The sequence below is a fragment of the Delftia sp. NA_296.1 genome (genome assembly GCF_052692095.1).
Genome location: NZ_JBQZGF010000004.1, coordinates 267,944 through 285,076, shown reverse-complemented (window position 1 = coordinate 285,076; position 17,133 = coordinate 267,944). Strand labels below are relative to the sequence as shown.

General features: G+C 65.9%; 14 protein-coding genes. 9 read left to right on the top strand and 5 right to left on the bottom strand.

Translation table 11 applies throughout. The annotated features are described in order from the left end of the window. Positions 1-167: 167 nt before the first annotated feature. The 4 genes from ACUTR7_RS12240 (at position 168) to ACUTR7_RS12225 (ending at position 4,351) form a co-directional block, all read left to right on the top strand. Positions 168-671 carry a hypothetical protein gene (locus ACUTR7_RS12240; protein WP_013801180.1) on the top strand — a complete coding sequence of 168 codons (504 nt, stop codon included), beginning with the start codon at positions 168-170 and terminating at the stop codon, positions 669-671. Positions 672-701: 30 nt separating this feature from the next. Continuing rightward, the gene (gene glnL / locus ACUTR7_RS12235) at positions 702-1,778 is read left to right on the top strand and encodes a nitrogen regulation protein NR(II) (RefSeq protein ID WP_012206799.1); all 1,077 of its coding nucleotides are present in this window, start codon (positions 702-704) and stop codon (positions 1,776-1,778) included. Positions 1,779-1,823: 45 nt separating this feature from the next. Continuing rightward, positions 1,824-3,395 (top strand): nitrogen regulation protein NR(I), encoded by a 1,572-nt coding sequence (gene ntrC, locus ACUTR7_RS12230; protein ID WP_445608934.1) that lies wholly within the window; start codon positions 1,824-1,826, stop codon positions 3,393-3,395. A gap of 143 nt (positions 3,396-3,538) precedes the next feature. Then, complete coding sequence (locus ACUTR7_RS12225) at positions 3,539-4,351, top strand: hypothetical protein (RefSeq protein ID WP_224986152.1); 813 nt, start codon at positions 3,539-3,541, stop codon at positions 4,349-4,351. Between the two features lie 15 nt (positions 4,352-4,366). Here ACUTR7_RS12225 and xth read toward each other — a convergent pair whose 3' ends face one another. Further along, a complete protein-coding gene (gene xth / locus ACUTR7_RS12220) occupies positions 4,367-5,143 on the bottom strand; it encodes an exodeoxyribonuclease III (protein ID WP_445608933.1) in 777 nt (258 codons plus the stop codon). 132 nt (positions 5,144-5,275) lie between these two features. On the opposite strand from xth, the gene ACUTR7_RS12215 reads away from it, so the two are divergent. From ACUTR7_RS12215 to ACUTR7_RS12205, 3 genes are all read left to right on the top strand, one after another. Further along, the gene (locus ACUTR7_RS12215; RefSeq protein ID WP_445608932.1) at positions 5,276-8,125 is read left to right on the top strand and encodes a site-2 protease family protein; all 2,850 of its coding nucleotides are present in this window, start codon (positions 5,276-5,278) and stop codon (positions 8,123-8,125) included. 258 nt (positions 8,126-8,383) lie between these two features. Next, positions 8,384-9,466, top strand: coding sequence for a fimbrial protein (locus ACUTR7_RS12210; protein WP_445608931.1), 1,083 nt, complete (start codon positions 8,384-8,386; stop codon positions 9,464-9,466). A 100-nt stretch (positions 9,467-9,566) separates the two neighbouring features. Next, positions 9,567-10,838, top strand: coding sequence for an amidohydrolase family protein (locus tag ACUTR7_RS12205; protein ID WP_012206794.1), 1,272 nt, complete (start codon positions 9,567-9,569; stop codon positions 10,836-10,838). A gap of 35 nt (positions 10,839-10,873) precedes the next feature. Here the strand turns inward: ACUTR7_RS12205 and ACUTR7_RS12200 are convergent, their stop codons facing one another. Both ACUTR7_RS12200 and ACUTR7_RS12195 read right to left on the bottom strand, forming a co-directional pair. Then, entirely contained in the window at positions 10,874-11,593 is a 720-nt protein-coding gene (locus ACUTR7_RS12200; protein ID WP_013801399.1) for a Crp/Fnr family transcriptional regulator, read from the bottom strand. Positions 11,594-11,644: 51 nt separating this feature from the next. Further along, entirely contained in the window at positions 11,645-12,556 is a 912-nt protein-coding gene (locus ACUTR7_RS12195; protein WP_063325324.1) for a LysR family transcriptional regulator, read from the bottom strand. 151 nt (positions 12,557-12,707) lie between these two features. On the opposite strand from ACUTR7_RS12195, the gene ACUTR7_RS12190 reads away from it, so the two are divergent. Together ACUTR7_RS12190 and ACUTR7_RS12185 are read left to right on the top strand one after the other, a co-directional pair. Continuing rightward, positions 12,708-13,700 carry a Bug family tripartite tricarboxylate transporter substrate binding protein gene (locus ACUTR7_RS12190; RefSeq protein WP_445608930.1) on the top strand — a complete coding sequence of 331 codons (993 nt, stop codon included), beginning with the start codon at positions 12,708-12,710 and terminating at the stop codon, positions 13,698-13,700. After that, positions 13,697-14,995 (top strand): hypothetical protein, encoded by a 1,299-nt coding sequence (locus tag ACUTR7_RS12185; protein WP_445608929.1) that lies wholly within the window; start codon positions 13,697-13,699, stop codon positions 14,993-14,995. The genes ACUTR7_RS12190 and ACUTR7_RS12185 overlap by 4 nt, the downstream gene beginning before the upstream one ends. Positions 14,996-15,017: 22 nt before the next feature. On the opposite strand, the gene ACUTR7_RS12180 is transcribed toward ACUTR7_RS12185, so the two are convergent. Beyond that, complete coding sequence (locus ACUTR7_RS12180; RefSeq protein ID WP_445608928.1) at positions 15,018-15,947, bottom strand: dihydrodipicolinate synthase family protein; 930 nt, start codon at positions 15,945-15,947, stop codon at positions 15,018-15,020. Positions 15,948-15,958: 11 nt separating this feature from the next. Then, complete coding sequence (locus ACUTR7_RS12175; RefSeq protein ID WP_065345999.1) at positions 15,959-17,131, bottom strand: L-rhamnonate dehydratase; 1,173 nt, start codon at positions 17,129-17,131, stop codon at positions 15,959-15,961. Positions 17,132-17,133: the final 2 nt, after the last annotated feature.

Here is a 17,133-nt window from a genome sequence, read left to right as displayed (position 1 = left end):
AAAGGCGGCGCAAGCCGCCTTTTTTGCTTTCGGCCAGGACCTGGGTATGCTGGGCGCGGAACCAAAAGGGGTTGGCCCGCTCAAGAAATGACGTCCAGCCCGGAAGATGGAGCGATACTTGCCCGGATAAGCCGGGCCCTTCCGATCTGGCTACCCGAGGGAATGGAATGAAGAAACTGTTTGTGTCACTGCTGCTGCCCCTGCTATCGGTGGGAGCCTGGTCCCAGGACGTGATCTACCGCTGCGGCAACGAGTACACCAACAACGTCAGCCAGGCCAAGGCCAAGGACTGCAAGCCGGTGGATGGCGGGCATGTGACGGTGATCCATGGCGGCAGCAAGCCGGCGGCCTCGGGCGGCAGCCAGGCACCGCGCACCTCCGCCGCTCCGGCCGCAGGATCGCCCGCTCCGGCCAAGGTCAACAGCAGCGCCCAGAAGGCCCGCGACTCCGACGCGCGGACCATTCTGGAAAGCGAGCTGGCCCGCGCCCAGGAGAAGCTGACACAGCTGCGTCAGGAGTACAACGATGGCAATCCCCAGCGCACCGCATTGGAGTTGCGCAATCCCCAGGGCTATCTGGAACGTGTCGAGCAGCTCAAGAGCAGCATCTCGCGGCAGGAAGGCGATGTCGCCGGCATCCGCCGTGAGCTGGATCGACTTCCCAAGAACTGACGGGCCCGCGCGGCCCACCGGAGCCCGGCCATGATCCAGGACGACCGGCCGGCGCCCCCGGCCTCCTATCAGGCGCTTGACCTGCTGTGCACGCTGATGACCGTGCTCGACGAGCAGGGTGCCGTGCTTTTCGCCAACGCCGCCCTTGAAAACGCACTGGGCCTGTCGCGCCGCATGCTCGAAGGCAGCGAGCTGGCGGCCTGTTTCACCGAGCCTGCCTTGCTGGACAAGGCCTTGCGTGGCGCCCAGGACAACGACTTCGCGGCCCTGCGCTTCGAGGCCAGCCTGCACCGCGTGGGCGGCGATGCGCTGCCCGTGCACGTCACGGTCTCGCTGGCCGAGCGGCCCGGCCATGTGCTGGTCGAGTTCTGGCCGCTGGAGCAGCAGGCCCGCCAGGACCGCGAGGAGCGGCTGCGCGAGCAGGCCCAGGCACACAAGGAGCTGATCCGCAACCTGGCCCACGAGATCAAGAACCCGCTGGGCGGCATCCGTGGTGCAGCCCAGCTGCTGCAGATGGATCTGGACGCCCCCGAGCTGCGCGAGTACACCGAAGTCATCATCCACGAGGCCGACCGGCTGCAGGCGCTGGTGGATCGGCTGCTGGCGCCGCACCGCCATCCGCATGAGGTGGGCGACGTCAACATCCACGAAGTCTGCGAGCGCGTGCGCTCGCTGGTGCTGGTCGAGCACCCTGCCGGGCTGACCATCACGCGCGACTACGACATCTCCATCCCGGAGTTCCGGGGCGACAGCGCCCAGCTGATCCAGGCCGTGCTCAACATCGTCCAGAACGCGGCGCAGGCGCTGCAGGAGCGCATCGCCGCCGGTGATGCCGAGATCATTTTGCGAACGCGCGTGGCCCGGCAGGTAACTTTTGGTCGCCAGCGCTATCGGTTGGCATTGGAATTGCATGTGATCGACAACGGGCCAGGCGTTCCCGATGCCATCAAGGAGCGGATCTTCTATCCGCTGGTATCGGGAAGGGATGGCGGTTCGGGACTGGGGCTGACGCTGGCGCAGACCTTCGTGCAGCGCCACCAGGGGCTGATCGAATGTGAAAGCCAGCCGGGCCGCACGGATTTCCGCATCCTCATTCCCCTGCCTTGAGGCCCACGGAAGTCAACACTGCAACAAGGGAAGGATGCACCACCAATGAAACCGATCTGGATCGTGGATGATGACCCTTCCATCCGCTTCGTGCTGGAAAAGGCACTGGGCCGGGAAGGCTGGGCAACGCGCAGCTTCATCCAGGCGCGCGATGTGCTCACGGCACTGTCCGATGTCGATGCCGGCGACCCGGCGCGCCAGCCACCCCAGGTGCTGGTGAGCGACATCCGCATGCCCGGCGGCTCGGGGCTGGAGCTGCTCGAGCAGATCCGCGCCCAGCAGCCGGGCCTGCCCGTCATCATCATGACCGCGTACTCCGACCTGGACAGTGCCGTCTCGGCCTTCCAGCGCGGAGCCTTCGAATACCTGCCCAAACCCTTCGACCTGCCCAAGGCCGTGGAACTCATCCGGCGCGCCGTCGAGGAAAGCCTGCGCGAGGATGTGGCCGAGGCCCAGGCCCCGCTGCAGGCCGAGATGCTGGGCCAGGCGCCTGCCATGCAGGACGTGTTCCGCGCCATCGGCCGGCTCAGCCAGAGCCAGGTCACGGTGCTGATCACGGGCGAGTCGGGCTCGGGCAAGGAGCTGGTGGCGCGCGCGCTGCACAAGCACTCGCCCGTGGCGGGTGGCCCCTTCGTGGCCATCAACACCGCCGCCATCCCCAAGGACCTGCTGGAGTCCGAACTGTTCGGCCACGAGCGCGGCGCCTTCACGGGCGCCCAGACGCAACGGCGCGGACGCTTCGAGCAGGCCGAGGGCGGCACGCTCTTTCTCGATGAAATCGGCGACATGCCCTTCGACCTGCAGACGCGCCTGCTGCGTGTGCTGTCGGACGGGCACTTCTACCGCGTGGGCGGCCACCAGGCCGTCAAGGCCCATGTGCGCGTCATCGCTGCCACCCACCAGGACCTGGAGCAGCGCGTGCGCAACGGCGGCTTCCGCGAGGATCTGTTCCACCGCCTCAACGTCATCCGCCTGCGCCTGCCCGCGCTGCGCGAGCGCAATGAAGACGTGCCCATGCTGGCTCGCCACTTCCTGCAGCAAAGCGCGCGGCAACTGGGCGTGGAGCCCAAGCGCATGGGGGTCGATGCCATGCAGCGGCTGCAGACCTTCGCCTTTCCCGGCAACGTGCGACAGCTGGAGAACATCTGCCACTGGCTGACCGTCATGGCCCCTGCCCAGGTCATCTCGGTCAAGGACCTGCCCCCCGAGGTGCTGGGCGAAGCCGCCCCGCCCGTGGGCGGTGGCAACGGCGGCGTGCCTGCACCGGCCGCGCTGCCGCATGCGCCGGCACCGCTGGCGGAAGAGGGCCTTGGCCGGCTGGCCGTGCCCGTGTCCGCGCTGGCCCCGCCGCATGACGCGGCCCTGGCCGCTTCCGACCTGGACTGGGTCCATCTGCTGGGGCAACAGGCGCGCCAGCTGCTGGAGCACACCCACGCCCAGGGGCATGGTGAAGTCTGGGACCAGCTGTCCCGCCGCTTCGAGGCGCAGCTGATCCGCTCGGCCCTGGCCGTCACCCACGGCCGCCGGGTCGAGGCCGCCCAGCGCCTGGGCATCGGCCGCAACACCATCACCCGCAAGCTGCAGGAGCTGGGCATGGACGAGGACGCCTTCGAGTAAGGCAAGCCTGCGGGCGGCCGGGCCCTTGCTTCGGCAAGGGTCCGGCTCCTACAGGCCGGCGCCCGGGGTGCTGACGGGCCGGGCCGCCCGGGCTTGGGACAATGGGGTCCTCTTCGCTGGAACGGCCTACGTCCCGACCTATCGTGCCCACAGTCCTCTCCAACCTCTGGCAAAAAGCCAAGCCCGCTCGTCCGGGCCTGATGTACCCATCGACACCGCGCACGCTTGGCGAGCCGGTCGATGCGTACTGGCATGACCGCTACTTCCTGGAGCCTTACTTCGTTGCAGGGCGTGGTTACGACCAATACCGTCCCGCCTACGCACTGGGCTGGAAAGCGTCACTTGAACCCGAGCACGCGCAGCAGGATTTCGACGATGTCGAATTCGAGCTTGAAGAGCGCTGGGAGCAGGTTCGGGGCAGCAGCCTGCTGCGCTGGAGCCAGGTGCGCGAGGCCGTCGAGGCCTCATGGCTGCAGGCGCGCCAGCGCACGCCCACACAGCCAGTGGCCACCACGCTGGAATTGCAGAGCACGGCCCTGCTCAATGCCGTGCTGGCCCTGGGCCGCCAGGCGCATGCACGCCTGGGTGAATGCATGAATCCCATGCCCCAGGGGCTGATCGGACAGGTGCTGGCGCGGCACTTCAATGCCAGCCAGATCCTCGTCGAAGACCTGGAACGTGCCATCGGCTCCAGCGGCGGCGTGGTCCTGCCCGTGCGCGACAGCCGTGCCGCACTGCGTCGCAACGCCTTCTGGGACGGGCTGCTGGGCAGGGAAGAGGGCGCTGACTACGTGCTGGACCAGGCCGAGTCCTGCCAGCAGCAATGGCTGAGCGCCTATGAGGCTGCCGAGCAGGTACGTCTGCCCAGGGCGCTCAGCGAGATTCTTCACCGCCAGTCCCTGATGCTGCGCGGCCATATCGAGGCCATCCACTGGCTGCGCCGGTACATGCTGTAGCCGGCTGGCTGGAATTCAGCCTAAGGTCACGACCACGGGCGCGTGGTCGCTGGGCTGCGGGTTCTTGCGCGGCGCGCGGTCCACGCTGCAGGCGCTGACGCTGGGGCGCAATGCCTCACTGACCAGGATATGGTCGATGCGCAGGCCCCGGTTCTTCTGGAAACCCAGCATCCGGTAGTCCCACCACGAATAGCTTTTCTCGGGCTGGTCGAACATGCGGAAGGCATCGGTCAGGCCCAGTTGCAGCAGCGCCTGGAAATGCGTGCGCTCTTCCACCGTGTGGTGGATCGTGTCCTTCAGGCCGATGGGATCGTAGGAGTCGCGGTCTTCGGGGGCCACGTTGAAGTCGCCCACCAGCACCAGGCGCGGGTGGGTCGCCATTTCGCTTTTCACCCAGCCCTGCAGCGCCTGCAGCCAGCGCATCTTGTAGGCGAACTTGTCGGTGCCCGGCGCCTGCCCATTCACGAAGTAGCCATTGATCAGGCGCACCGGGCCGCCTTCGGCATCGAGGGTGGCGGCAATGATGCGGGCCTGCTCGTCATCCAGGCCCGGAATATTCCGCACCACGTCGCGCACCGGCGTGCGCGTCAGCCAGGCCACGCCGTTGTAGGTCTTCTGTCCATGGCTGACCGCGTGGTAGCCGGCCTCCTGCAGCGCCTGCAGCGGAAACTTGTCGTCGGTGAGCTTGAGTTCCTGCAGCGCCAGCGCATCGACAGGGTTGGCCTGCAGCCAGGCCAGCACCTGCGGCAGGCGCACGGACAGGGAATTGACGTTCCAAGTGGCGATTTTCATTTGAAGAATGGTCCTTTGATTTGATTGTCGCATCACGGGTGGCAAGGCTACGATCCCGATGCTGATCTGCCTGGAGGAGCTTTTGGGAGGGCACATCAGAACCGTCACACTCCATCGACAAGACTATTCAAGATGATGAACTGGCTCTCACAAGCCGCGCCCTGGCTGGCGCTGCTGGGCGCGATTCCCTTGCTGTATGCGCTCTCGCTGCTGCTGGCCACTTTGAACTGCATGCGCCTGCGCCTGCGTGCTGCGCCCATGGCCGTGGTGGAGCGCCAGGCGCTGGAGCCCGAATCACGGGCGGTGCTGGATGCCATGCGGCCGGAGTTGCAAGCCTTGGGCTTCACCTGGTGTGCCAGCCTGCAGGGCACGCATCCGCAGGCCATGGATCCCGACCTGCCTCTGGAGGTGGACTTGTTCGTCCATGCCGACGGGCGGGCCTGGGCGATGGTCCAGGCCGAACAGGCGGGAAGCGCCAGGCATGGCCGCACCGTGGGCTCCGTGACCTGGCTCACATTCTTTGCCGACGGGCGCAATTGGATGGGCTTCAATGGCCTACCTCAGACAAGCCTGCCTGCGCTGCCCGGCTGGACCTACCTGGACGATGCCCAGCCCGATACCGCATCGGCCTGGGCCGCCTACGCCGAGCGCCTGTCCGGCGACCGGGCTCCCGTGGTCCAGGGCCTTGACCAGGCGGTACAGCGCCTGGATGAGTGGGGCCGGAGCCAGGTCCCTGCACTGGTGGCCCAGGGCCGTGCGCTGCCTGCCGGGCCAGGGTTCTGGCGGCTCAGCTGGCGCGAGTCGCTGCGGCTGGCCTGGCGCGCCTTGCGCCAGGTGCGCAAGGAAGACAGGCCGGTGCCCGCCAGCCCATCTGCCGGCGCATGCCTTCATGGGCCGCAGGTCCGGCAAGTGTCCGAGGCGCTGCGCTTTCGCTACCAGAAGGCCGTGCAGCGCGGGCTGGGCATGGCGCACAACCGCCACCGCAGTTTCTGGATCACGGCGGCGCTGTTCCTGGCAGCAGGCGCCGTGCTGTTTTCATGGGACATGGCGTGGATGCTTCTGGTGGTGATCGCCGTGCATGAAGGAGGGCATTGGCTGGCCATGCGCTGGGCGGGCTACCAGCGGCAATCCGTCTTCTTCATTCCTGGCCTGGGTGGCATGGCCACCGGAGAAAAGGCGGACGCCACGCCGCTGCAAAAAGTGGGCGTCTATCTGGCCGGTCCCATGCCTGGGCTGTTGCTGGCTGTGGGAGCGCTGGCTGCCGTAGGCTGGGGCCTGGTCCCGCAGCCACCCGCCTGGACCATGCAATTGCTGCTGCTGACCCTGGTCGTCAACGCCTTCAACCTGTTGCCCCTCACGCCGTTGGATGGCGGCCGCGTGGTGGAGAGCCTGCTGTTCGCTCGCCTGCCCGCAATGCGGCTGGTGTTTGCACTGGCGGGCATGGCCGCGCTGGGTGGGCTGGCCTGGTTCAGCCGGGACCCCCTGATCTCCATCCTCACCGGCGTGCTGCTGATGGGGCTGCCGTGGCAATGGCGTGTGATGCAACTGGAGCGGGCCGTGCATCGCACCCTGCACACGCTTCCTCAACAGCAGGCATGCCAGGCCCCGGTCAGTGAGGCCGATGCCGTACACCGCGCATTCGGCGTGCTGCAGCAACCCGCTTTTGCGCGCTGGCCCTTTGTCCGGCGCGCGGCCGTTGCAGGCGCGCTGCTGCCTGCCTTGCAATCGCGTGCGCCCGGTTGGGCCGAAGGCGCAGCGGGCCTGGCAATCTACCTGGCCTGCCTGCTGCTGCCGGTGGCCATGGTCATGGGCATTCATCAAGCTGCGCCGCAGGGGCGGCAGGTTCTTGCTGCGCTGTGGGATGTGGAGCTGTCTGCCCGCCGTGATTACGTACCGGAGCAGCACCTGGCCGAGATCGAGGCCCGCCTGGCCCAGGCCGATCAACTGCCCCCGTCTGCCCAAGAGCAACGGGTGGAGATCTACCTGGAGGCCGCCCGGGAACTGCAACTCATGGACGACCATCCTCAGGCCGAGGCGCGCGCCAAAGCACTTTACCAATCGGCCTGGGCGATGACGCAGTCCCGGGCACAGAGTGATCTGCAGCGTGCCCATGCATTGAAAGGCATGGCCGACACGGCGGATACCGCCGAGCAGGCAACGAATTTGCGCCAGCAACTGGTGGCCGACCTGCAGGACGTGCAAGGCCCTGCACGCCGGGTGCTGGCCAGCGTGCAGGAAGTTCTTGCGTTCTGGGGACCGCCTGATCAGACCGTGGCGCAAAGGCTTGATCGGATGGTGCAAGCCGTGGAGATCCGCCGCGCCGACGCCGATGCGCCGGACGATTTCCTGCTGCTGCACGCGCGCATCAAGCTCGCCCGGTTGCTGGATGCCAGCGGCCACCCCGAAGCGGCGCAAGCCCAGTTGCAGGCCAATGTGATCGCGCTCCAGGCTGCGCTTCAGGCAGCGCCGCAAGCTGCGCATGCCGTGACTGCGGATTCGGCTCAGCGCCGTGAATGGAAAATCTTCTCATTGATGCAGGCCGAAACCCTGCATGCCCGGTTCATGGCCGAGCACGGCCAGACTGGCGCTGCCGTGGCACTGGCCCGCCAAAGCGTGGAGCGCACCCCGCCGAAGAAGGCCGGCCACTACGCCTCCCAGGACAGCTGGATCGCCTGGCTCTGGATTGCCATAGGCATGGGTGATGCCGCTGAAGTGCGCCAGGCCCTGGCGCAACAGCTGCCTGCACCCCGTGCATATGCCGAAATCGGAATCGCCCAGGCCCGGCTGGCCGCCGCGCAACTGCTGAACGACGATGCCCTGCGCATGCAGGCACTGGCCGCGTTGCAACCGCTGTCCCAGGCGCGCCACGTTGCGCTTTGCAGGAGCCCGCGCGTGGCGCGCGACCTTCATAGCGACTGGCAAAACCTGGAGCGCAGGCTCCAGCACGAGTCTGCGCAGGCCGCAGGACTGTGCCCCCGATAGGTATCGTCGGGGGAGGGCGCGCGCATGCCGGCAGCGCAGGGCCAGCTATCCGCAGGCCCTGATGAAACCCCACCGAAAGAGAGAACGCCGGGCCCTGCCCGCAGCATACGCAAATGCTTGATCTACTCGTCATTCACGCCACGCTGCCCGATGGCCGCCAGGACATGTCCATCGCCTGCCTCGCCACGACCTTCATGGCACCGGGCAGACCTTGAATCAGATTGATCTGATTTCATCTCGGATGAAAGGTGTCTACGATTGAAAATTTTCCAAGGAAATGCGGCCTTGGAATTTTTTCATTATCCGGGGGTATTCAAAATGCATATATTCATAGGTGTTTTTTGCAGAATAAACAAGGCTGTCATGATATTTATTTTTGCAATGATGGCCACCTCCGCATGGTCTGCATGCGCAATTGAAAATACAACTGATGGGTCAGGCTATTACAAGTATGTGTTCAGTAATTTCAATCCTCCAGAATTCAATTCCAATGTGGCCAAGAACACGGTGATTTACTCAAAAACCGCTGTAGCGGTAATAAGTAATGGGCTTGGCGCTAGATTGATGAATTGTGTTCCATCGGTCACGGGCTATATTGTAGGTAAATCTACACCAGTCAATAATATATACCCGACGACAGTCGATGGTATTGGCATGAGGGTTTCGACTAGATATGGTGCTGCGCCTGTAAGTACTTCGGAGCATTCCAATCACCCCGGATCTTTTGCATATCCACTTATCGATGTCACAGTTGAGTTGATCAAGACCGCAGATGGCGATATCACTGCAGGTGGCGTGCTGGACAGCGATTTCATGTACGAACGCGCGAATGATGCATTTGGCCAGCTTCTCGCTCAATACAACTTTTCCTCGCCCGTCGTCCTCCGGCCCAAGGTGCCCACCTGTACCCCACAGGCGCCGGAGCCCGTGCGCATGGCCCAGACTGTCACTCAAAAACTCACCTCAATCGGCTCAACCGGTGCTCCCCGCTCCTTCCTCATCTCGTTGTTGTGCAAGGGCGGCATCCCAGGTTCGTTGACCAACGCCTATGTCACGCTGACGGATGTGGCAAATCCTGGAAATATCGGCAATGCTCTGACCCTGTCCAAAACCTCGGTGGCAAAAGGTGTGGGTGTGCAGATCCGCAAGGATGACCAGATACTGGGCTTTGGCCCGGACTCCAATGCCGCCGGCAACAGGAATCAATGGTTTGCAGGGGCTGTTGCCTACGGGCAGGCGCGGTTGGATATCCCGCTGACGGCGCGCTATGTCAAGACCGGAGAGAACGTGACCATAGGCAGTGCCAATGCGGCGGCGACCTTCACCATCAGCTACCAGTAGTTCCCCCTGATCCCTTGCGCTTTCGGTCTGACCGCTGGCAGGCCATTCAGCGTGGTCAGGCAAGTCTGCGGTTGCGCGGCCATGCCCGCAGAATACGCAGATGCTTGATCTACTCGTCATTCACGCCACGCTGCCCGACGGCCGCCAGGACATGTCCATCGCCGTGCAGGGCGGGCGCATCGTCGAGGTCGCGGCGGGCCTTTCAGCGCCTGCCCACCAGGTGGTCGATGCACAGCACCAGCTGGTCTCGCCGCCCTTCGTCGATCCGCATTTCCACATGGATGCCACGCTGAGCCACGGCCTGCCGCGCGTCAACCGCAGCGGCACGCTGCTGGAGGGCATTGCGCTGTGGGGCGAGCTCAAGCCGCTGCTCACGGCCGAGGCGCTGATCTCGCGCGCGCTGGAGTATTGCGACTGGGCGGCGGCCAAGGGGCTGCAGGCCATCCGCAGCCATGTGGATACCAGCGATGCCCGCCTGTTGGCCGTCGATGCGTTGCTGGAGGTCAAGCGCCAGGTGGCTCCCTATATCGACCTGCAGCTGGTGGCGTTTCCGCAGGACGGCGTGCTGCGCTCGCCCGGCGGCGTCGCCAACCTGCGGCGGGCGCTGGACAAGGGCGTGGACGTGGTGGGCGGCATTCCCCACTTCGAGCGCACCATGGCCGAGGGTGCCGACAGCGTCAGGCTGCTGTGCGAGCTGGCGGCCGAGCGCGGCCTGCTGGTGGACATGCACTGCGACGAGTCCGACGACCCGCTGTCGCGCCACATCGAAACCCTGGCCTTCGAGGCGCAGCGCCTGGGCCTGCAGGGCCGCGTGACGGGCTCGCACTGCACCTCCATGCACAGCATGGACAACTACTACGTGAGCAAGCTGCTGCCGCTGATCGCAGAAAGCGGCGTGGCCGTGATTGCCAATCCGCTGATCAACATCACGCTGCAGGGCCGCCAGGACAGCTATCCCAAGCGCCGCGGCATGACGCGCGTGCCCGAGCTGCTGGCCGCAGGCGTCAACGTGGCCTTCGGCCATGACTGCGTGATGGACCCGTGGTACGGCATGGGCTCGGGCGACATGCTGGAGGTCGCCCACATGGGTCTGCATGTGGCGCAGATGACCAGCCAGGACGGCATGCGCGACTGCTTCGACGCCGTGACCACGCGCGCGGCGCGTGTGATGCACCTGGACGGCTATGGCATCGAGGCCGGCTGCGATGCCAGCTTCGTGCTGCTGCAGGCGCGCGATGCGGCCGAGGCGATACGGCTGCGCGCCACGCGCCTGAAGGTGTTCCGCAAGGGCCGGTTGCTGGCCGAGGCGCCTGCTGCAACGGCTGCGCTGCATCTGCCGGGCCGCCCGGCAAGAATCGACTGGCGCCGCTGAACCGGCGCTGAACTGCCGCTGCGCTGGCGCCGGCCTCAGGCGCCGGCCAGGCTGGCCTCGCGCACGATGGTCTGCAGAGCCACCAGGTCCCTCACCACCAGACCCTGGGCTTCCACGCGAATGCAGTTGTCGCGCTCCATGCGCTTGAGTTCCTGGTTTACGCGCTGGCGCGAGGCGCCCAGCAACTGGGCCAGCTCCTCCTGCACCAGTTGCAGGCCTATGCGCAGCTCGCGCGGGTCGTCCAGCACCTGTGTGCCGTAGCTGCGCGACAGGTGCAGCAACTGCTTGGCCAGGCGTGCGCGCAGGGGCAGGGTGTTGAGGTCTTCCACCAGCCCGTAGGTCTGGCGTATGCGGTGGGCCTGCAGGCGCAGCAGGGCGTCGTAGAACTCCACATGCGTGGCCAGGATGGCGTGAAAGCTCTCCTTGTCCACGCACAGCAGCGTGGTGTCCCCGTGGGCATAGGCATCGCGCGTGCGCGGCTCGTCAAGAAAGGTGGACATGGCACCGAACCAGGCACCCGGCTCCACATAGGCCAGCGTGGTCTGCCGACCCGACAGGCTGGTCGAGCTCATGCGCACGGCGCCCTGCGCACAGGCATACCACCTGTGCGGCACATCGCCGCGTGCATAGATCAGTGCCCCGTCCTTGAGCCGCCGGACCGTAGTCTGGCGCAGGATGTCATGGCGCAGCGAGGGCGAAAGGCTGCAGAACCACTGGCCGGAATTGATGGCCTCGCGCTCGGCGGGGGTGAGCATGGGCTCGTGGGTACTCGTTTGCAAACCGCTTGTCTCCAATCGGCCGCAATTTTAGGGCGTGCGGGCCTGCGGATAGGCGTGCAATTGCTCGCGCAGCAACTGCACGAAGCAGTCAGCCCTTTCGGTGGGCGCGTATTGGGGCGGCAGGGCCAGCACCACCTCCACCGCGCAGGCTGGAAGCAGTGGCAGCACACGCAGGTCGCGCGCGAACACCGAGGCCACGTAGGGGTTGACCACGCCCAGCCCCAGTCCCTGTGCGGCCAGGCTGCAGATGGTGGAGGAGTAGGTGGTCTCCATGGTGGAGCCGGCTTCTATTCCGTGTTCCTGCATGGTGTGGCGCAGTTGCAGGCAGATATCGTCATCGGCGTTGAGGGTCAGCAGCAGCTGGCCCTGCAGGTCGCGCACATGCAGCCGCGTGCGCGTGGCCAGCGCATGGTCCGGGTGCATGACGCAGACGGCGCGGCTGCGGTGCAGCACGGTGGCATCCAGCTCGGGCGTGCTCAGCGCCATGGTGCTGACCACCAGGTCGAAGTGGCCATGCAGCAGGCCCTCGCGCAAGGGCGTGGAGCCCAGGGTCTGCAGGCTGATGTGGGTGCCCGGGTAGCGCTGCGCGAAGCTGCGCACCACGGCCGGGATCACGCTCAGGCCCAGGGCCGGCGTGCAGCCTATGCGCAGCGTGCCGGCGCCGGACTGGCGCAGTGCGGCTAGGTCGCGCTCTATGCGCTCGCGCCCCAGGAAATGCTGCTGCACGGTGGCGAACAGTTCCACGGCCTCGGCCGTGGGGCGCAGCCGGCCCTTGTGCATGTCGAACAGCTTGAGCCCTGCGGCCGCCTGCATCTGGGCCAGCAGCCGGCTGACCGAAGGCTGCGTGGTATGCAGCAGCCGCGCGGCGGCCGTGGTGGTGCCGGTCTGCATGACGGCACGGAAGGCTTCGATCTCTCGGGCGCTCAGGGGTCTGGACATGGCGATTCGGTCCTGCTCGGGGTGGCTGGCAATGTATATCTTTTTTGTATAGAGGCCACGGAAAAATGCATTTTTCCAAAGATGACAGGCTTTCTACACTGCCTCCATTGCATCGATTGCCCAGGCGCGGCAGCGCCGTCGAAAGGATTCCATGAACAAGACAACAGCACGCCGCACGGCCGCTGCATTAATCGCCGCCGCCGTGGCGGGCATGGTGCCGGCAGCCGCCCAGGCACAGGACGGCTTTCCCCAGCCCGGCCGGCAGATGCGCATCATCGTGCCGTTCACTGCAGGCGGCAGCTCCGACGTGCAGGCACGCATGCTGGCCGACCGCCTGAGCAGGCTCTGGGGCCAGCCGGTGGTGGTGGAAAACAAGCCCGGCGCCGGAGGGCACTTGGGAGGCAAATACGTGTCCGATCAGCCGGCCGACGGCTACACGCTGATGGTGGGCTCCATCGGCCTGCATGCCGCCTATGGCGTGTACAGCAAGCTGGCCTATGACCCCGCAAGGGATCTGCGCGTGGTGACCGTGCTGGCCGAGATGCCGCATGTGGTGGTGGCCACGCCCAGCCTTGCCGCCAGCAACCTGGCCGAGCTGACGGCGCTGGCCAAAAAGGCGCCTGGCACGGTCAACTTCGGCTCGGCCGGCGTGGGCTCGTCCGTGCACATGATGGGCGAGCTGTACAAGCTGCAGGCGGGCGCGCCCATCGTGCACGTGCCTTATCGCGGCAGCTCGGCCGCGCTCAACGACCTGCTGGGCGGCCAGATCCAGCTCATGTTCGAGAACCCGCCCACGGTGCTGTCGCACATACGCGGCGGCAAGCTCAAGGCGTTGGCCGTCACGGGCAGCCAGCGCCTGGCGGCCCTGCCGGACGTGCCCACGGCGGCCGAGTCCGGGCTCAAGGACTTTGTGGCCACCTCCTGGACCACGGTGGCCGTCTCCTCCAAGGTGCCCGAGGCCATCGTCAAAAAGCTCAATGACGACATCCGAAAGGTCGTGGCCACGCCCGAGTTCCGCAAGGGCCTGCAAGAGCAGGGCATGAGCGCCGTCGCCAACAGCCTGCCTGAGGCGCAATCCTTCGTTGCCCGCGAAAAGCAGCGTTGGGACCGCGTGATCGCTGAAGGCCACATCTCCGCTCAATGAAACGCTCCATGACTTCGAACACCCCCGCATCCTTCGTCCCCTGCCGCCGCCTGGGCGATGGCCGCCAGCACCACTTCTTCGGCTACTACAACAAGTCCAGCTGGGACCGCAGCAACCGCCTGGTGCTGGCGCAGCAAACGCCGTGGATGGACCAGTACCTCACGCCCCAGGCGCGGGCGTCCATCGGCTACTTCGATACCGAAAACGGCGACCGCTTCCACGCCGTGGGCGAGACCGGCGCCTGGAACTGGCAGATGGGCAGCCAGCTGCAGTGGCTGGACGGGCTGGCGGGCCGCCAACTGATCCACAACGACAGGACGGCAGATTCCGGGGGGCACTATCCGGGTTTCGGCTCCGTGGTCATCGATGTGGACAGCGGCGAGCGGCGCACCCTGCCCATGCCCGTCTATGTGGTGGCGCCCAGCAGCGCCTGGGCGCTGTGCGTGGACTACCGGCGCCTTCACATCACGCACGAAACCATCGGCTACAGCGAAGAGGGTGGTCCCTTCGCCTTGCCCCTGGCGCCCGAGGACGACGGCATCTGGCGCATGGAGGTCGCGACGGGCGAGGCAAGGCTGCTTGCCAGCTATGCGCGGCTCAAGGCCTTTCATCACCGCGCATCGATGGACAAGGCCATCCACTGGGTCAGCCATATCGAGGTCAACCCGTCGTCATCGCGCATCCTGTTCCTGCACCGCTGGACCGAACGCGTCAAGGACGAAACCTGCTTTCTGCACCGCCTCATCACCATGGCGCCCGACGGCTCCGACATGCGCCTGCTCGAATGCTCGGACCATCCGCTGCCCCAACTGGCCGACGACTTCGACCCGATGGCCGTGGGTACGTTCGACTACGAAAAGTCCGAATACCAGATCTCGCATCCGCTATGGCAGGACGACAGCCACATCATTGTGTGGGGCCCGCATGCCGGGGAGATCCACTATCACCTCTATGACGATGTGGAGGGCGGTGACGTGCAGGTGGTGGGCGCAGGCGTGCTGGTGGAGAACGGCCACATGAGCTTCTCGCCCGTGGACACGCGCTGGCTGCTCAGCGATACCTACCCCGACGACCGCACGCACGAGCGCTTCCTGTTCCTGTACGACATGCACACGGGCGAGCGCCACGACCTGGGCAGCTTCTACGCCTCGCCCGATCTCAGCAAGGAAAACCGCTGTGACCTGCACCCGCGCTGGAGCCGTGACGGGCGCCAGGTCTGCATCGACTCCGTGCACGAGCACCAGCGGCAGATGTATGTGCTGGATGTGTCGGGGATCGTGGAGGCCCCGAGATAGCTATTTGCGGGGCCTTGGAACCTCAGCGCCCCCAGCGCAGCACCAGCGGATCGAGCCGCCGTGCAATGTCCAGCAACTGGCGGCACACCTCGGGGTGCATGGGCGGCCAGGGCGCGCGCGGCGCGTCGCAGGCGATCACGCCGCCGGCCTTCATCAGCGCCTTGGCGGCCAGGAAGCCGGCCTGGCGGTTTTCGTGGTTGATCAGGGGCAGCCAGCGCTGGTAGAGGGCGAATGCGGTGTCGGGGTCGCCGTTTCTGTGCGCTTCGATGATGGGGCGTATGCCGTCGGCAAAGCCGCCGCCCGTCATGGAGCCCGTGGCGCCGGCCTCCAGGTCGGCCAGCAGTGTGATGGCTTCCTCGCCATCCCAGGGGCCTTCGATGGCGTCGCCGCCCAGGGCGATGAGTTCGCGCAGCTTGCCGGCGGCGCCTGCGGTTTCCATCTTGAAGTAGCAGACCTGCTCGATCTCGCGGGCCATGCGCGCGAGGAAGGCGGGGGGCAGCGGCGTGCCTGCGGCCGGCGCGTCCTGGACCATGATGGGAATGGCGATGGCATCGGACACGGCCTGGAAGAAGCCCTGGATCTGGGGCTCGCCGAAGCGGAAGGTGGCGCCGTGGTAGGGCGGCATGACCATCACCATGGCCGCACCCATGTCCTGCGCACGGCGGCTTCGCTCGGCGCACACGCGCGATGAGGTGTGCGTGGTGGTGACGATCACGGGCACGCGGCCCGCCACATGTTCCAGGGCTGTGCGCGTGAGGGTCTCGCGCTCGTCATCGGCCAGCAGGAACTGCTCGGAGAAGTTGGCCAGGATGCACAGGCCGTCCACGCCCGAGTCGATCATGAAGTCCAGGCAGCGCCTCTGGCTGGCCAGGTCCAGCGTGCCGTCCTCGTGGAAGGTGGTGGGTACCACGGGAAAGATGCCGCTGTAGCGCGGCCGAGAAATTCCGGGCATGGCGTGCTCCCTCATTCGACGATGCGGAACTGGTCCAGGTACTCGGTCTTGAGCGTGAGGCCCAGGCCCGGCACATCGTCCCTGAGCTGCAGGAAGCCGTTCTCGGCCACGGGCTCGCCGTCGAAGATGTACCAGAACAGCTCGTTGCCCACCTCCACGTCGAAGATGGGGAAGTACTCGGCCATGGGCGAGGCCAGCGTGCTCATGGTCAGGTGGTAGTTGTGCATCTGGCCCGCATGCGGGATCACGGGCACGCTGAACGCCTCGCACAGCGCGTTGATCTTGTGCGCCGCCGTGATGCCGCCCACGCGGTTGGTGTCGTACTGCACGACGCTGACGGCCTTTTTGTCGAGCAGCTGCTTGAAGCCGTAGAGGCTGAACTCGTGCTCGCCGCCCGAGATCGGAATGCTGGTGAGCCGGTTGAGTTCGGCGTAGCCGTCGATGTCGTCAGCGATCACGGGCTCCTCCAGCCAGCGCGGCTCGAACTTCTCCAGCTTGGGCAGCATGCGCCTGGCGTACTCCAGATTCCAGCCCATGTAGCACTCCAGCATCAGGTCGCAGTCGTAGCCTATGACCTCGCGCACTGCCTCGACCGAGCGCAGGTTCTCACGCACGCCTTCCTGCAGATGGGCCGGGCCGTAGCCGAAGCGCATCTTGAAGGCCTTGAAGCCCTGGTCCAGGAATTTTTGCGCCTCTTCCTGCATGGCCTTGAGGTCGGTGCGGTAGAGCTTGCTGTAGTAGCAGGGAATCCTTTCCTTGGTGCGCCCGCCCAGCAGCTTGAACACAGGCTTGTTCACGCTCTTGCCCAGTATGTCCCAGATGGCCAGGTCCACGGCCGAGATTGCGGCCATGGTCACGCCCTTGCGGCCCCAGGCGTGCGTGGCGCGGTACATGCGCTGCCACAGGTACTCGTAGTCCCACGGGTCCTGGCCGATGACCAGGGGCGCCAGGTACTCGTCGATGATGGCCTTGGCGATGCGCGGCGCCAGCGCCACGTTGCCCAGGCCGACGATGCCGTCGTCGGTCTCGATCTCCACCACCGTCCAGGAATGGAAGCGGAAGGTGGACATGGTCTCCTGCGGTGCATAGAGCAGGTCCATGGCGTTGGAGCAGAAGTTGCCCTGGGGCGGCACGGTCTTGCCTTGCCATTCGTAGACGCGGGCGCGGACGGATTTGATTTTCATGA

Coding starts and splice junctions, on each gene's coding strand:
- ACUTR7_RS12240 (WP_013801180.1), top strand. CDS start 168: ATGAAGAAACTGTTTGTGTCACTGCTGCTGCCCCTGCTATCGGTGGGA.
- glnL (WP_012206799.1), top strand. CDS start 702: ATGATCCAGGACGACCGGCCGGCGCCCCCGGCCTCCTATCAGGCGCTT.
- ntrC (WP_445608934.1), top strand. CDS start 1,824: ATGAAACCGATCTGGATCGTGGATGATGACCCTTCCATCCGCTTCGTG.
- xth (WP_445608933.1), bottom strand. CDS start 5,143: ATGAAAATCGCCACTTGGAACGTCAATTCCCTGTCCGTGCGCCTGCCG.
- ACUTR7_RS12215 (WP_445608932.1), top strand. CDS start 5,276: ATGATGAACTGGCTCTCACAAGCCGCGCCCTGGCTGGCGCTGCTGGGC.
- ACUTR7_RS12205 (WP_012206794.1), top strand. CDS start 9,567: ATGCTTGATCTACTCGTCATTCACGCCACGCTGCCCGACGGCCGCCAG.
- ACUTR7_RS12200 (WP_013801399.1), bottom strand. CDS start 11,593: ATGCTCACCCCCGCCGAGCGCGAGGCCATCAATTCCGGCCAGTGGTTC.
- ACUTR7_RS12195 (WP_063325324.1), bottom strand. CDS start 12,556: ATGTCCAGACCCCTGAGCGCCCGAGAGATCGAAGCCTTCCGTGCCGTC.
- ACUTR7_RS12190 (WP_445608930.1), top strand. CDS start 12,708: ATGAACAAGACAACAGCACGCCGCACGGCCGCTGCATTAATCGCCGCC.
- ACUTR7_RS12185 (WP_445608929.1), top strand. CDS start 13,697: ATGAAACGCTCCATGACTTCGAACACCCCCGCATCCTTCGTCCCCTGC.
- ACUTR7_RS12180 (WP_445608928.1), bottom strand. CDS start 15,947: ATGCCCGGAATTTCTCGGCCGCGCTACAGCGGCATCTTTCCCGTGGTA.
- ACUTR7_RS12175 (WP_065345999.1), bottom strand. CDS start 17,131: ATGAAAATCAAATCCGTCCGCGCCCGCGTCTACGAATGGCAAGGCAAG.